The organism is Modestobacter sp. VKM Ac-2984, from assembly GCF_026967985.1.
Classification (GTDB): Bacteria; Actinomycetota; Actinomycetes; order Mycobacteriales; family Geodermatophilaceae; genus Modestobacter.
Genome location: NZ_JAPVBJ010000005.1, coordinates 44210 through 57601, shown reverse-complemented (window position 1 = coordinate 57601; position 13392 = coordinate 44210). Strand labels below are relative to the sequence as shown.

Here is a 13392-nt window from a genome sequence, read left to right as displayed (position 1 = left end):
AAGAGCATTGATCTCTGTTGCGTGCACCGCTCTCGGATGACACGCTGCACCGGTGCCGCCCACCACCGCCCGGGCGCGGGCCCGCGCCGAGATCACTGCCGAGATCACCGCGCTCGCCAAGGAACAGCTGGCCACCGTAGGTGCCGCCGGCCTCTCGCTCCGGGCCGTCGCCCGGGAGCTGGGCATGGCCTCCTCCGCCGTGTACCGCTACTTCCCCAGCCGCGACGACCTGCTGACCCGGCTGATCATCGACGGGTACGACTCCCTGGGAGAGGCGGCCGAACGGGCCGACGACCCGGCAGCGCCGCCGGTGACCCGGTGGCTCGGGGTCTGCCGGGCCGTGCGTCGCTGGGCCCGGGAGCACCCGCACGAGTACGCGCTGCTCTACGGCTCACCGGTACCCGGCTACCGAGCCCCCCGGGACACCGTCCCGGCAGCCATCCGGGTCGGCGCCGTGCTGGGCCGGGTCCTCGGGGACGCCGCCCGGGCCGGGCTGCTGCCGCCCGCGACCGGCCGGGCGACCGGCGCCCTGAGCCCCGACGTCACGCCGGTGCTGGGCGGGGAGCACCCGGCGCTGGACGACGCCGTGCGGGCCCGGGCACTGCTGGCGTGGAGCAGCGTCTTCGGCACGATCAGCTTCGAGCTGTTCGGCCACTTCACCGGCGCCTCCGCCGACCCGGACGCCTTCTTCGACGACGCGATGCGCGACCTCGCCGGGCTCGTCGGCCTGCGGGACGCCTGAGCGTGCCCTTCACCGGCAGCCACCCCGCCGTCGTCCTGCGCCACGCCGTTGCCCACTTCGGCCCAGGTGGGTGGCCTGGTGGGCGTCCCGGTGGCGGAGACGACAGCGCCCGCCCCGGCCGGAGCCGGAGCGGGCGCTGGTGGACCCGTGACGGGGTCCGTCGTCAGTCGATCGCGAGGGTCGTCTCGTTCAGCCCGACCTCGGCGTCGACCGGGCGCTCGGCCCGGCCGACCGGCGCCAGGGTCCGCAGCGTCCAGCGACCCGGCGCGGCGAAGAACCGGAACTCACCCTCCGGGCTGGTCACCACCTCGGCGGTGAACTCGTCGGTGGCGTCCAGCAGCCGGACGTAGGCACCGGCCACCGGGGCGCCGTCGTGCCACACCGATCCCTGGATGACGGTCTGGGTGCTCAGGTCGACACCGGCCAGGCTGCCGCCCTGCTTCGGGGCTCCGCACATGTCAGCTCACTTCTCGATCGGGACGCCGACCAGCGAGCCGTACTCGACCCAGGAGCCGTCGTAGTTCTTGACGTCGGACTTGCCGAGCAGCTCGCGCAGCACGAACCAGGTGTGGCTGGAGCGCTCACCGATGCGGCAGTAGGCGATCGTCGGCTTGGCCTCGTCGTAGCCCTGCTCGGCGTAGAGCTTGGCCAGCTCCTCGTCGCTCTTGAACGTGCCGTCCTCGTTGGCCGCCTTGCTCCACGGGATGTTCATCGCCGTGGGGACGTGCCCGCCCTTCTGCGCCTGCTCCTGCGGCAGGTGCGCCGGGGCGAGGATCTTGCCGGAGAACTCGTCCGGCGAGCGCACGTCGATGATGTTCTTGCTGCCGATCGAAGCCACGACCTCGTCGCGGAAGGCGCGGATCGACAGGTCGGGCTCGCTGGCGCGGTAGGTGGTGGCCGGGCGCTCCACGACGTCCTTCGACAGCGGGCGGCCGTCGAGCTCCCACTTCTTGCGGCCACCGTCGATCAGCTTCACGTCGCGGTGCCCGTAGAGCTTGAAGTACCAGTAGGCGTAGGCGGCGAACCAGTTGTTGTTGCCGCCGTAGAGGACCACGGTGTCGTCGTTGCCGATGCCGCGCGAGGAGAGCAGCGCCTCGAACGCCTCGCGGCCGACGAAGTCACGGCGCAGCGGGTCCTGCAGGTCGGTCTTCCAGTCCAGCTTGACGGCACCTTCGAGGTGGCCGCCGTCGTAGGCGCTGGTGTCCTCGTCGACCTCGACGAAGACGATGCCCGGGTCACCCAGGTGCTCCTGGGCCCAGTCGGCGGTGACGAGCACGTCGCTACGGCTCATGAGTGTGGTTCCTCCATCAGTTCGGGCGGATGGTGCGGACGTCGTGCGGTGCAGCTCGGGCGCGGGTCCCGTGCGGGAACGCGGAGCCGGTGTCCACCGGAGCGGCACATCCGGCGGAGGTCGGCCAGGGCGTGCGGAGAGCGGCGCGGGACGGCGTCTCCGGCGCGGGGTGCGGCCTCAGCAGGCCGGACAGCGGGTGCTGCCGACGCGGCACAGGTCGACTGTGCGGCGCGAGGTCAGCAGGGGGCCCACGGCGCGAGGGTAGCGGATCACCGTCATGCCCCCAGGTGCGCGTCCACCAGGGCGGCCAGCTCGGCCGGCCCCGGCGCGCCGGTGCTGCGGGCCACCACCGCCCCCGCGGCGTCCAGCCAGATCAGCGTCGGGGTGACCTGGACGTCGAGTGCGCGCACCGCGTCCAGGTGGCTCTCGGCGTCCACGTGCACGTGGGCCAGCCCGGGCCGGGTGGCCTGCAACCGCTGCAGCCGGGCGCGGGTGGCCCGGCAGGGCCCGCAGAAGGCCGTCGAGAACTGGACCGCGGTCAGCTCCGCCTCCGCCGGGCGCACCCCGAGCCCCGCCAGGGCGGCCGTCGCCTCGGCCGTGGGGATCGTCGTGGTCACCTGAGGCTCAACGGGTGCACCTCCCGGGGCATTCCGGCCGATCAGCCGCTCAGCACGGTGTCGGTCGCCGACACCTGCACCAGGACGCCGTCGTCCCGGGGGTCGACCCCGGTCAGCTCGAGCCCGAACGGCAGCTCCGGCACCGGGTACCGGAAGTCGAGCACGTCCGCTGCCCCGTCGAGGACGAAGTCGGGGACGTCGACGCCCGCCGCCGCCGCGTCGTCGACCTCGACCACCAGGTCCTGCCCGTCCAGGGAGACGGTCCCCCGGGCGGTGACCGGGACCTCCAGGCCGAGGAGGTCGACCGTGCGGTCGATGCGCAACCGGTCGCCGTCGACCTGCAGCCGGGTGTCGCCGCCGAGCTGCTGGGCGAGCAGCTCGTAGGAGAGCGTCGCCGTCCCGTCGACCTGCTCCACCGGGATCTCCTGGACCGAGCCCGAGACCGCGTCGGACAAGGGCACCTGCACGCCGAACAGCGACACGTCGGCCCGGGTGCCGGCCGGCTCGCCGAGCTGCTCGGCGGTCAGGCTGATCCGCACCTCGTCGTAGCGGCCGGACAGCGCCTGGGTGAGGAAGGGGAACCCGGTGATGTCGACGTCCGGTGCACTGGCCAGCCCACCGCGTTCGGCCACCTGGTCGGCCACCTGCCCCTCCGCGACGGCCACGCCCACCCGGTCGACCAGGACCAGGAGGCCGAGCGTGAGCAACAGGACGATCAGCAGTGCCTTCACGCCTCGAGTCTCCCCTGCCGCTCAGCCGGTGCCGTACGAAGCGAGGGCGTAGGCCACGGGGGTGACGGCAGCCAGCGGGAGCACCGCCTGCACCACCGGCAGCGCCCAGCTCCGCTCACCGCGTTCGGCGGCGACGTAGGAGGCGCCCAGCGCCGCGAGCGCGGCCGCCCCGCCGAGGGCCGACCCGTAGATGGCCGCCGAGAGGACGTCGATCAGCGCGTCGCTCTCCCGGTCCAGCAGGGCGACCCCCGTGGCGGCCAGCACGGCGAGGACGACGCCGAGCAGGCCGCGGGGCACGCCGGGGGCGATCTCGGGGCGGGGCAGCACGACGTCGACCAGGTGCCCGACCAGGAGGGCGGCGCCGACCACCAGGACCGCCGTCTCCAGCGCCCGCGGCCCGGCTTCGAGCCGGGCCACCCCCAGCAGCACCGCCAGCGCACACACCGAGCACAGCAGCAGGACGACCCCGGCCAGCGACGCGACGAGGTAGCGCCGTGGTGCCGGGCGGGTCATCTGGTGGACGACGGCGGCCAGGAACCCCAGGCCGAGGACCGCCAGCAGCCAGTCCAGCTGCGGGCGGGCCGGGAGGAGCACCGCCGCGTCGGCCGCGACGGCCGCGGCACCCCCCAGGGCGAGGGAGCCCAGGGAGCCACGGATGCCGGTGGCGACCACCCACCCGACGACCAGGCCCAGCTGGAGCAACGCAACCGCGACGACCCGGCCCGTGTCGCCGACCGCGGCGGGCAGCCCCACGGCCACCGCGGTCACCACGACGACCATCCCGGCCGCCGGGAGGTGGTGGGCGACCGGGGACAGCTGGGCGTCCGGAGCGGCCTGCGTCACCCCGGGATCCTCGCAGAGGAGGCCCGCCCCGCAGGGCGTACCGGTGCGGTCGTGTCGCCGGGACGCGACCCGGTCGTGCCGTACCTCACCAGTTCATCCGGACGGTGGCGCACATCCGCTATCCTGCCCTCTCACCTCGACAGCGCGGTCGACGGCCTGGGTACGCCCAGTGAGGAGACGACATGCGACTCGTGCTCATGACCTCGGCCCGTCAGGCCACCACGGAGGTCCTCCCTGCGCTCGGGCTGCTGGCCCACCAGGTGCGCGTCGTGGCTCCCGAGCTGTCCAGCCTGCTCGACGGTGACGCCGGGGACGTCGTGCTGGTCGACGCCCGGCACGACCTCGTCTCCGCGCGGACCCTGTGCTCGCTGCTGGCCTCGACGGGCGTCGCCGCCTCACTGGTCGCGGTGCTGTCCGAGGGCGGGCTCGTCGCCCTGTCGGCCGACTGGGGCGTCGACGACGTCGTGCTCGAGACCGCGGGCCCGGCCGAGGTCGACGCGCGGCTGAAGTGGGCCACCGCCCGCCGGCTGGCCGCCACCGCCCCGGCCGACGGCTCGGAGGGTGGCGTGACCAAGGCCGGCGAGCTCGTGATCGACGAGCACAGCTACTCGGCGAAGCTCCGCGGCCGCCCGCTCGACCTCACCTACAAGGAGTTCGAGCTCCTCAAGTACCTCGCCCAGCACCCGGGCCGGGTCTTCTCCCGGGCCCAGCTGCTGCAGGAGATCTGGGGCTACGACTACTTCGGTGGCACCCGCACCGTCGACGTGCACGTCCGTCGGCTGCGCGCCAAGCTCGGCACCGAGCACGAGGCGCTGATCGGCACCGTCCGCAACGTCGGCTACAAGCTCGACCAGCAGGTCGCCGACGCGACCGCCGCGGCCAACGTGGCGGCCGTCGACACCGGTGTCCCGCTCTCCTGAGCGCGGTCCGCTGAGCCCGGTGCTGGTCGAGGTCACCGAACGGCTCCCCGCTGCGGTCGTGGAGGAGGTCCGGGCCCTGCTCGTGGCCGCGCTGGCCGCCGACGGGGTCCGGCCGGTCTCCGAGGAGTCCGAGCTGCGACTCCAGCACGGCGGCCCGGTCGGTGGCGTCGACCTCACCGCGCGGGACGACGCCGGCACGCTCCTCGGCTACGCCCGGCTGGAGCTCCCGCCCGGCGACCCGGAGGCCGAGGCCGAGCTGGTCGTGGCCCCGGGCAGCCGTCGTCGCGGCGTGGGCACCGCCCTGGTCACCCGGCTCGAGGAGCTCGCCGGCGACCGCCCGTTGCGGGTGTGGGCCCACGGCGAGCTGCCCGGGTCGGCCGAGCTCGCCCGCGGCCGCGGCTACGACCGGGCCCGCGTGCTGCTGCAGATGCGCCGCCCGCTGGACGGGGTCGACCCCGACCCCCAGCTCGAGCTGCCGACCGGCGTGTCCGTCACGACGTTCCGGCCGGGCACCGACGAGGACGCCTGGCTGCGGGTGAACGCCCGCGCCTTCGCCTCCCATCCGGAGCAGGGCCGGTGGACCCGCGGCGACCTCGCCCTGCGCGAGGCGGAGGCCTGGTTCGACCCGGCCGGGTTCTTCCTGGCCTGGCGGGACGAGCCGGACGGGCCCCGGCTGCTCGGCTTCCACTGGACCAAGGTGCACCCGGCCGGCGACGTCGGCGACGAGCCGATCGGCGAGGTCTACGTGCTCGGCATCGACCCGGACGCGCAGGGGATGCGGCTGGGCCGCGCACTGACCGACGCCGGGCTGGCACACCTGCGCGCCTCCGGCCTGTCCGCCGTCCTCCTCTACGTCGAGGAGGAGAACACCGCCGCCGTCGCCCTGTACGAGCGGAGCGGGTTCACCCGGCACGCCGTCGACGTCTCCTGGCGGCGCACGCCCTCACCCTGAGCGCCCTGCCGCACCGCGCCGCCGAGGGCCCTGAACCACCCGTAGGCACCTCGCCACGCAGCGGTTCACCCGTTGGACGTACACCGTCTGTCGATTCGTGGGCCAGGTCTCAGTCCACGTTCACCCGGCGTTCACCGAGCTACCCGGATCCGTCCATCTGCGCTGCTTAGCGTCCTGGTCGTTCGATCTTCCCTGCCGGGCTTCGACGTCCGGGCACACACCAGTCGAAAGGCCACTGAGTTGAAGCTCAGCACCACGACGCGCGCCGCAGCCGTGTCCGCAGCGCTCGCCGCCACCCTCGCTCTCGCCGCGTGTGGCGCCTCGAACGAGGAGACCGACCCGGCCACCGCTGCTGAGGGCGGTAGCGGCGAGGAGCTCAGCGGCACTCTCGTCGGCGCCGGCGCCAGCAGCCAGCAGGCGGCCATGCAGGGCTGGACTGCCGGTTACTCGAGCATCCAGCCCGACGTCACGGTCAACTACGACCCGATCGGCTCCGGCGGTGGCCGTGAGCAGTTCCTGGCCGGCGGCACCGACTTCGCCGGCTCGGACGCCGCGCTCGACGAGGAGGAGCTCGCGCAGGCCGAGGAGCGCTGCGGCGAGGCGGGCATCTTCGAGCTGGCCAACTACATCGCACCGATCGCCGTGGTCTACAACCTCGAGGGCGTCGACGAGCTGAACCTCTCCCCCGAGGTCCTCGCCGGGATCTTCAACCAGGAGATCACCAACTGGAACGACCCGGCGATCGCCGCGGACAACCCGGACGCCACCCTCCCGGACCTCCCGATCACCCCGGTCAACCGGAGCGACGAGTCGGGCACCACGGAGAACTTCACCGAGTACCTGGTCGCCGCAGCGGGCGACGCCTGGCCGCACGAGGCCAGTGGTGACTGGCCGGTCTCCGGTGGCGAGGCCGCCCAGGGCACCTCCGGCGTGGTCAGCGCGGTCAGCGCCGGCAACGGCAGCATCGGCTACGCCGACCTGAGCCAGGCCGGCGACCTGGGTGTCGCCAACATCGGCGTCGGCGAGGAGTTCGTCGAGCCCACCGCCGAGGCCGCCGCCGCCGTCGTGGAGAACTCGGAGACGCTGGAGGGTCGCGGCGAGTACGACTTCGCCATCGAGCTCGCCCGCGACACCACCGAGTCGGGCAACTACCCGATCGTGCTGATCAGCTACCACGTCGGCTGCGTCGAGTACGAGGACCAGGAGACCGCCGACCTGGTCGCGGACTTCATGAGCTATGCGGTCAGCGAGGAGGGCCAGCAGGCCGCGGCCGAGGCCGCGGGCAGCGCGCCGATCTCGGACAACCTGCGCGAGCAGGCGCAGGGCGCGATCGACGCCATCACGGCTGCCGGCTGATCGAGTCGGTCACCAGCGCGCTGCGGCGGCCCGGAGTGTCCACCCGGACACCCCGGGCCGCCGTGGCGCGTGATCAACTGCACGCCTCCCAGCATCCAGCGGTACGAGCCCCCCGGAGCGATCGGTGACCTCCACCACCAGCGCACCACCCGCCCAGCAGCCCAAGAGCCGGCCCGGTGACCGCATCTTCGCCGGCACCGCCAAGGGCGCGGGCATCCTGATCCTGATCATCCTCGCCGGGGTGGCCGTCTTCCTGATCAGCGAGTCGGTCCCGGCGCTGACGGCGCCGGCGGACGAGATCCCGGGCGACGGTGGCCTGGCCTCCTACATCTGGCCGCTGATCTTCGGCACCCTGCTCTCTGCGACGATCGCTCTGCTGGTCGCCACGCCGCTGGCGGTGGCGATCGCGCTGTTCATCACCTTCTACGCGCCGCGCAAGCTGGCCGCGGGGCTGGGCTACGTGGTCGACCTGCTGGCCGCCATCCCGAGCATCGTCTACGGCTTCTGGGGCATCTTCTGGCTCGCCCCGCGGCTGGTGCCGTTCTACCGCTGGCTGGAGGAGAACCTCGGGTTCATCCCGTTCTTCGTCGGGCCGGTCTCCTCGAGCGGCCGCACCATGCTGACCATCGGCCTGGTGCTCGCGGTGATGATCCTGCCGATCGTCAGCGCCATCTCCCGTGAGGTGTTCAGCCAGGTGCCGACGTTGCACACCGAGGCCGCCCTCGCCCTGGGCGCCACCCGCTGGGAGATGATCAAGATGGCGGTCATCCCCTACGGCAAGTCCGGTGTCATCGGCGGCTCGATGCTCGGCCTGGGGCGCGCCCTCGGCGAGACGATGGCCGTGGCGATCATCCTGTCCGGCTCGGCCGCCGGGATCACCTGGGCGCTCATCACCAGCGCCAACCCGCAGACGATCGCGGCGAACATCGCGCTGGAGTTCCCGGAGTCGACCGGGCTCGCCGTCAACACCCTGATCGCCAGCGGTCTGGCACTGTTCCTGATCACCCTCCTGGTCAACATGCTCGCCCGGTGGGTCGTCAGCCGCCGAGCCGACTTCTCCGGAGCGAACTGATGAGCACCTCGACCCAGCAGTCCAGCGCTGCACCGGAGACCTCCGCGCCGTCCCAGGGCGCTCTGGGCGGCCACGAGAAGCAGGCGCCGTGGGTGCCGTGGGCGGTGTTCGGTGCCGCCGCCGTCCTCGCGCTGGGGTTCGGGCTGCTCACCAGCTGGAACATCGTGCTGTTCGTGATCTACACGGTGGTGCTCGGCACGCTGGGCACCTACGTGTTGTCCCGGGTGACCGAAGGCCCGCGCAAGGCGGTCGACCGTCTGGTCACCTGCCTGGTGATCAGCGCCTTCGGCATCGCCATGGTGCCGCTGGTCTCGCTGGTCTACGAGGTGGTCCGCCGCGGGGCGGCGCGCTTCGACGCCGAGTTCTTCACCGCCTCCCTGCAGGGCATCATCGGCCCGGGCGGGGGCGCCTACCACGCGCTCATGGGCACGCTGATCATCACGCTGCTCACCACGCTGATCTCGGTGCCGATCGGTCTGATGACCGCGATCTACCTGGTCGAGTACGGCACCGGCCGGCTCAAGAAGTCGATCACCTTCTTCATCGACGTGATGACCGGCATCCCCTCGATCGTCGCCGGTCTCTTCGCCTACGCGCTGTTCGTGCTCATCTTCGGCCCGGGCGTCCGGCTGGGGATCATGGGTGCGGTGGCGCTGTCGGTGCTGATGATCCCGGTGGTCGTGCGTTCCGCGGAGGAGGTGCTCAAGCTGGTCCCGAACGAGCTCCGCGAGGCCGCCTACGCCCTCGGCGTGCCCAAGTGGCGCACGATCCTCAAGGTGGTCATCCCGACCGCCATCGCCGGCCTGGCCACCGGCGTCACCCTGGCCATCGCCCGGGTGATCGGCGAGACCGCGCCGCTGCTGATCACGGTCGGCATCACCAACGCCCTGAACTTCAACCCGTTCGACGGGCGGATGGCGACCCTCCCGGTCTACGCCTACTACCAGCTCACCCAGCCGGGCGTGCCGCCACAGGACGCGATCGACCGGGCCTGGACAGCGGCCCTCGTCCTCATCATGCTGGTCATGGGCCTCAACGTGGTCGCCCGCCTGATCAGCCGCCTCTTCGCCCCCAAGACCAGTCGCTGACCCGGAACCCGGAGGAACACCACGTGGCCAAGCGCATCGACGTCTCGGACCTGGACATCTACTACGGCAACTTCAAGGCCGTGGAAGGCGTCAACCTGTCCATCGAGCCGCGCAGCATCACCGCTCTCATCGGGCCGTCAGGCTGCGGCAAGTCGACGTTCCTCCGCGCCCTCAACCGGATGCACGAGGTGATCCCCGGCGCGCGCGTCGAGGGCAAGGTCGTCATCGAGGGGCAGGACCTCTACGGCTCCGACGTCGACCCGGTCGACGTCCGCCGGCAGATCGGCATGGTGTTCCAGCGGCCGAACCCCTTCCCGACGATGTCGATCTACGACAACGTCGCGGCGGGCCTGCGGCTGAACGCCAAGAAGACGAGCAAGAGCGACATGGACGACCTGGTCGAGCGCTCCCTCAAAGGCGCGAACCTCTGGAACGAGGTGAAGGACCGGCTGAACCGCCCGGGGTCGGGGCTCTCCGGTGGTCAGCAGCAGCGGCTCTGCATCGCCCGGGCGATCGCCATCCAGCCGGAGGTGCTGCTGATGGACGAGCCGTGCTCCGCGCTCGACCCGATCTCCACGCTCGCCGTGGAGGACCTGATGATGGAGCTCAAGGAGCAGTTCACCATCGTCATCGTCACGCACAACATGCAGCAGGCCGCGCGGGTCAGCGAGACCACCGGGTTCTTCAACCTCAACGGGGTCGGCCAGCCCGGCCGGCTGATCGAGTACAACCCCACCGAGAAGATCTTCAGCAACCCCGACGAGAAGGCCACGGAGGACTACATCTCCGGCCGGTTCGGGTGATGCTCCGCTGAGCGGCTCTCCCGCCGCTCAGCTGCAGGACGATGCGGCCTCGGCCTCCGCGACAGCGGGGTCCGGGGCCGCTGTCGTCGGCACGGGGGTGCCGATCGCCACGGGAGCCAGGCCGGTGAAGTCCGGCCCGACGACCAGTTGCACCGCCGAGCCCACCAGCGGGGTCTCCACCAGCACGGCCCCGGGCACGGCGGCCGCCACCGTGCGCGCCGGCTCCAGCGCCGCCGGGCCGTACCGGACCACGGTGCGGTCCACGGTGGCCGGTTCGACGCCCCGGGCGCCGACCCGGAACCCCGCGGCGGCCAGTCCGTCGGCCACCTCGCCGGTTCGCCCGGCTCCGGAGCCGTCGAGCACGTCCACCGTCACACCGGCCGGCGCCACGGAGACGGTCGTCCCCGCGGGCACCGGCTCCACCACGGGTGCCGGCTCGGCGGGCGCAGGATCGGTCAGCGCGGGGTCGGTCGGCGCGGCGCCGGTCGGCGCGGCGCCGGCGACGTCACCCCCGGCCGGGACGGGCAGCGTGCCGGTCTCGATCACCGCGTCGAACAGCTGCCGGGTCGCAGTGGCGTCGACGACGACGACCGCCTGGTCGCTGCCGCTGGGCACGTGGCCCACCTCGGCGACCGGGAGCCCGGTGCGCTCGATCGCGCTGCCGGACAGCTCGCCCACGGTGGCCCCGAAGGTCCGGAGGTCGCCCAGCGTCGTCTCCGCGTCCACGGTGAACGCGTCTCCCGCCCGGGAGAGGAAGCGGGTCAGGGTGAGCGGGTCGGCCAGCGTGCTGTCCGCCAGGGCGGAGTCGAGGGCCGAGACCAGCACCCGCTGCTCGCGCTCGGCCGCCGCCGCCCCGGTGAAATCGGTCCCGGTGGCGATGGGCTGCAGGTACCCGGTCACCTCTGCGCCGGCCAGCTGGAGGCCACCCGTCCCCGGGCAGACCGGGACCCCGCCGAGCGCCTCGACCATCCCGGGCAGCCGGGCGAGGTCGACGGACACGTAGTGGTCGACCCGCAGCCCCGTCAGCTGCTGCACCGACCGGACCAGGCAGGACGGCCCGCCGTCGAGCAGCGCGGCGGCGAACGGCTCGGTCTGCGGCTGGCGCAGGTCACCGTTCGCCGTCCGACAGATGGGGGTGTCGGTCAGTGCCGTCGGGGGCACGCTGACCAGCACGGCCTGCTCGCCGTCGGCGGAGACGTGCGCCACCACGGTGTTCACGGCAGGCAGCCCACTGCGCCCGGGCAGGCCGGTGCCGACCACCAGGTACGTCGACGACGTCTCCTGGAGCTGCGGGGCCAACACCTCGGGGCCGTCGGTGACCAGTGCGTCGACCCGGTCGATCGACTGGTCGGCGTAGAAGTAGAGGCCGACGTAGTAGACGGCCACCAGGCCGAACAGCGCCACCAGCGCGAGCGCGACCCGGGTCACCCGACGGCGGAGCGGCCCGGCAGGTGGACGGGGCGTGGGCAGGTCGGCGACCGTCGCACCCCCGGGGACGACGGGCACGTCCCGGCCGGGGATGGGTGGCACGGGCAGGCTGCGCCGGACCCCGGGCACCGGCACCGAGTACTGCGGTGGCAGCGGCGGGCCCACCGGCCGTAGGGATGACGGCGGTGCCGGGGGTGGGGTCGGGGAGGCCACGGGCGCCGAAGACGGGACCGGACTCGAGGGCACGGGCACGGACGGTGCCGCGGCCGGAGGAGCTGCAGCCGGTCTGCCGCTGGCTGACGGCCTCGAGCTCTGCGGGGCGCCGGGGGGAGGCGACCCCGGTCCGCTCGGCGTGGCGGCGGGGACCGGAGGGCGACGGCCCGCCGTCGGCGTGGCCTGCTCGGCCGGCGGCAGGTGCCTGCGGGAGCCGGGTGGGGCGGCCGGCGGGCGGGCGACCCGGACGCCGGGCTCGTCGGTCGGGGTGGCGGGCTCCGGCTCGGAGGCCGGTGCGGGCATCGCCGGCTGCCAGCCGGTCGGCAGCACCTGCGGCGAGGGGACGGCGGCCGGCCGCGGGCGGTCCCGCCAGCCACCCCCGAGATCGGGTGCATCGGGAGAGGCCGAGCGCCCGGGATCGTCGTCCCGGGCCGATGCGGGCTGCCACAGCGGCGTCCCGGCGTCGTCGACCGGCTGCTGACGGCCGGTGACCTCACCGGCCTCCCGGCGGTCTGCCCGGCGCCGGCGGACCCCGGTGCCCGAGCGGGCGAGCAGCTCGGCGACGGTCAGCGGCGCGGCCGGGCCGTCCCCGGAGTGCCCGGGAGCTGGCGGGACGGCGCCGGATGACCGGTCGTCGCGTCGAGGACCGCCGTCGGCCCCGTCCCGCGTCGGCTGATCCGCCACCGGCGTCGACATCCCATCGTCGTTGTCCGCAGTCGCTCGCTGCCCGGTCGTCCCGCGCCCCGGGCGGCCGGAGACCGCCGCCGGTGCGACCGTTCCACGATACGGGCGGTCGAGCACCCGGCCGGCCGGACGCGCGGGCGATGAACGGATCGGTCAGAGCGAGCACGGCTTTCGACCGGCAGCCTGACCCGCAGGACCGTAGCCTCTGGCCGTGAAGTTGCCCTTCCCCGGCCCGTCGGACGTGCTGCACGCCGCCGAGGGCCTCCGTGACGGCGTCACCGAGGCCCTCGCCCTGCTGCCCCGGGTGGTCGGAGCCCTCGGCGAGGCCGAACAGCTGCTGAAGCGCGTCGGTGCGCTCGTCGACCGGATGGAACGGATCGCCGACCGGGCCGAGGTCGCGATCGCCGGCATCGACGTCATCCGCGCCGACGCCGACGTGGCCGTCGCGAGGATCGGGGTGACCAACGACGCAGCCGATGCTGCCGTCGCGAGGATCGGGGTGACCAACGACGCAGCCGACGCCGCCGTCGCGAGGATCGGCGTCACCAACGACGCAGCCGACGCCGCCGTCGCCCGGATCGGCGTCACCAACGACGCAGCCGACGCCGCCGTCGCCCGGATCGGCGTCACCAACGACGCAGCCGACGCCGCC

At 73.4% G+C, this 13392-nt stretch carries 13 protein-coding genes and 1 pseudogene; 8 read left to right on the top strand and 6 right to left on the bottom strand.

Annotated features, from left to right (window positions below; genetic code table 11):
* Positions 1-52 precede the first annotated feature (52 nt).
* Positions 53-742: a TetR/AcrR family transcriptional regulator gene (locus O2W16_RS11895; RefSeq protein WP_269159037.1), complete on the top strand. Its 690-nt coding sequence runs from the start codon at positions 53-55 to the stop codon at positions 740-742.
* A 163-nt stretch (positions 743-905) separates the two neighbouring features.
* On the opposite strand, the gene O2W16_RS11890 is transcribed toward O2W16_RS11895, so the two are convergent.
* The 5 genes from O2W16_RS11890 to O2W16_RS11870 all read right to left on the bottom strand — a co-directional run bounded on the left by O2W16_RS11890 (position 906) and on the right by O2W16_RS11870 (position 4224).
* Positions 906-1199, bottom strand: coding sequence for a DUF1416 domain-containing protein (locus tag O2W16_RS11890; RefSeq protein ID WP_166754827.1), 294 nt, complete (start codon positions 1197-1199; stop codon positions 906-908).
* Positions 1200-1205: 6 nt separating this feature from the next.
* Positions 1206-2033, bottom strand: a complete 828-nt coding sequence (locus tag O2W16_RS11885; RefSeq protein ID WP_269159036.1) for a sulfurtransferase — start codon at positions 2031-2033, stop codon at positions 1206-1208.
* A gap of 275 nt (positions 2034-2308) precedes the next feature.
* Positions 2309-2650 carry a TlpA family protein disulfide reductase gene (locus O2W16_RS11880; protein WP_269159035.1) on the bottom strand — a complete coding sequence of 114 codons (342 nt, stop codon included), beginning with the start codon at positions 2648-2650 and terminating at the stop codon, positions 2309-2311.
* 41 nt (positions 2651-2691) lie between these two features.
* Positions 2692-3381, bottom strand: coding sequence for an LmeA family phospholipid-binding protein (locus O2W16_RS11875; protein WP_269159034.1), 690 nt, complete (start codon positions 3379-3381; stop codon positions 2692-2694).
* A 21-nt stretch (positions 3382-3402) separates the two neighbouring features.
* A complete protein-coding gene (locus O2W16_RS11870; protein WP_269159033.1) occupies positions 3403-4224 on the bottom strand; it encodes a hypothetical protein in 822 nt (273 codons plus the stop codon).
* Between the two features lie 182 nt (positions 4225-4406).
* Between O2W16_RS11870 and O2W16_RS11865 the strand changes: the two genes are divergently transcribed.
* The 6 genes from O2W16_RS11865 (at position 4407) to pstB (ending at position 10415) form a co-directional block, all read left to right on the top strand.
* Entirely contained in the window at positions 4407-5144 is a 738-nt protein-coding gene (locus tag O2W16_RS11865) for a winged helix-turn-helix transcriptional regulator (protein ID WP_269159032.1), read from the top strand.
* Positions 5128-6096, top strand: a complete 969-nt coding sequence (mshD, locus tag O2W16_RS11860) for a mycothiol synthase (RefSeq protein ID WP_269159031.1) — start codon at positions 5128-5130, stop codon at positions 6094-6096. Before O2W16_RS11865 ends, mshD begins: the two co-directional genes overlap by 17 nt.
* Before the next feature lie 240 nt (positions 6097-6336).
* Positions 6337-7452, top strand: a complete 1116-nt coding sequence (pstS, locus tag O2W16_RS11855; RefSeq protein WP_269159030.1) for a phosphate ABC transporter substrate-binding protein PstS — start codon at positions 6337-6339, stop codon at positions 7450-7452.
* Positions 7453-7576: 124 nt separating this feature from the next.
* On the top strand, positions 7577-8524 hold the full coding sequence (gene pstC, locus O2W16_RS11850) for a phosphate ABC transporter permease subunit PstC (RefSeq protein ID WP_269159029.1): 948 nt from the start codon (positions 7577-7579) through the stop codon (positions 8522-8524).
* Positions 8524-9612: a phosphate ABC transporter permease PstA gene (pstA, locus tag O2W16_RS11845; protein WP_269159028.1), complete on the top strand. Its 1089-nt coding sequence runs from the start codon at positions 8524-8526 to the stop codon at positions 9610-9612. The genes pstC and pstA overlap by 1 nt, the downstream gene beginning before the upstream one ends.
* A gap of 23 nt (positions 9613-9635) precedes the next feature.
* On the top strand, positions 9636-10415 hold the full coding sequence (gene pstB, locus O2W16_RS11840) for a phosphate ABC transporter ATP-binding protein PstB (protein ID WP_269159027.1): 780 nt from the start codon (positions 9636-9638) through the stop codon (positions 10413-10415).
* A 27-nt stretch (positions 10416-10442) separates the two neighbouring features.
* On the opposite strand, the gene O2W16_RS11835 is transcribed toward pstB, so the two are convergent.
* Positions 10443-12008 (bottom strand): LCP family protein, encoded by a 1566-nt coding sequence (locus O2W16_RS11835; RefSeq protein WP_269159026.1) that lies wholly within the window; start codon positions 12006-12008, stop codon positions 10443-10445.
* A 943-nt stretch (positions 12009-12951) separates the two neighbouring features.
* Between O2W16_RS11835 and O2W16_RS11830 the strand changes: the two are divergent.
* A pseudogene (locus O2W16_RS11830) lies at positions 12952-13392 on the top strand (hypothetical protein); the annotation flags it as partial.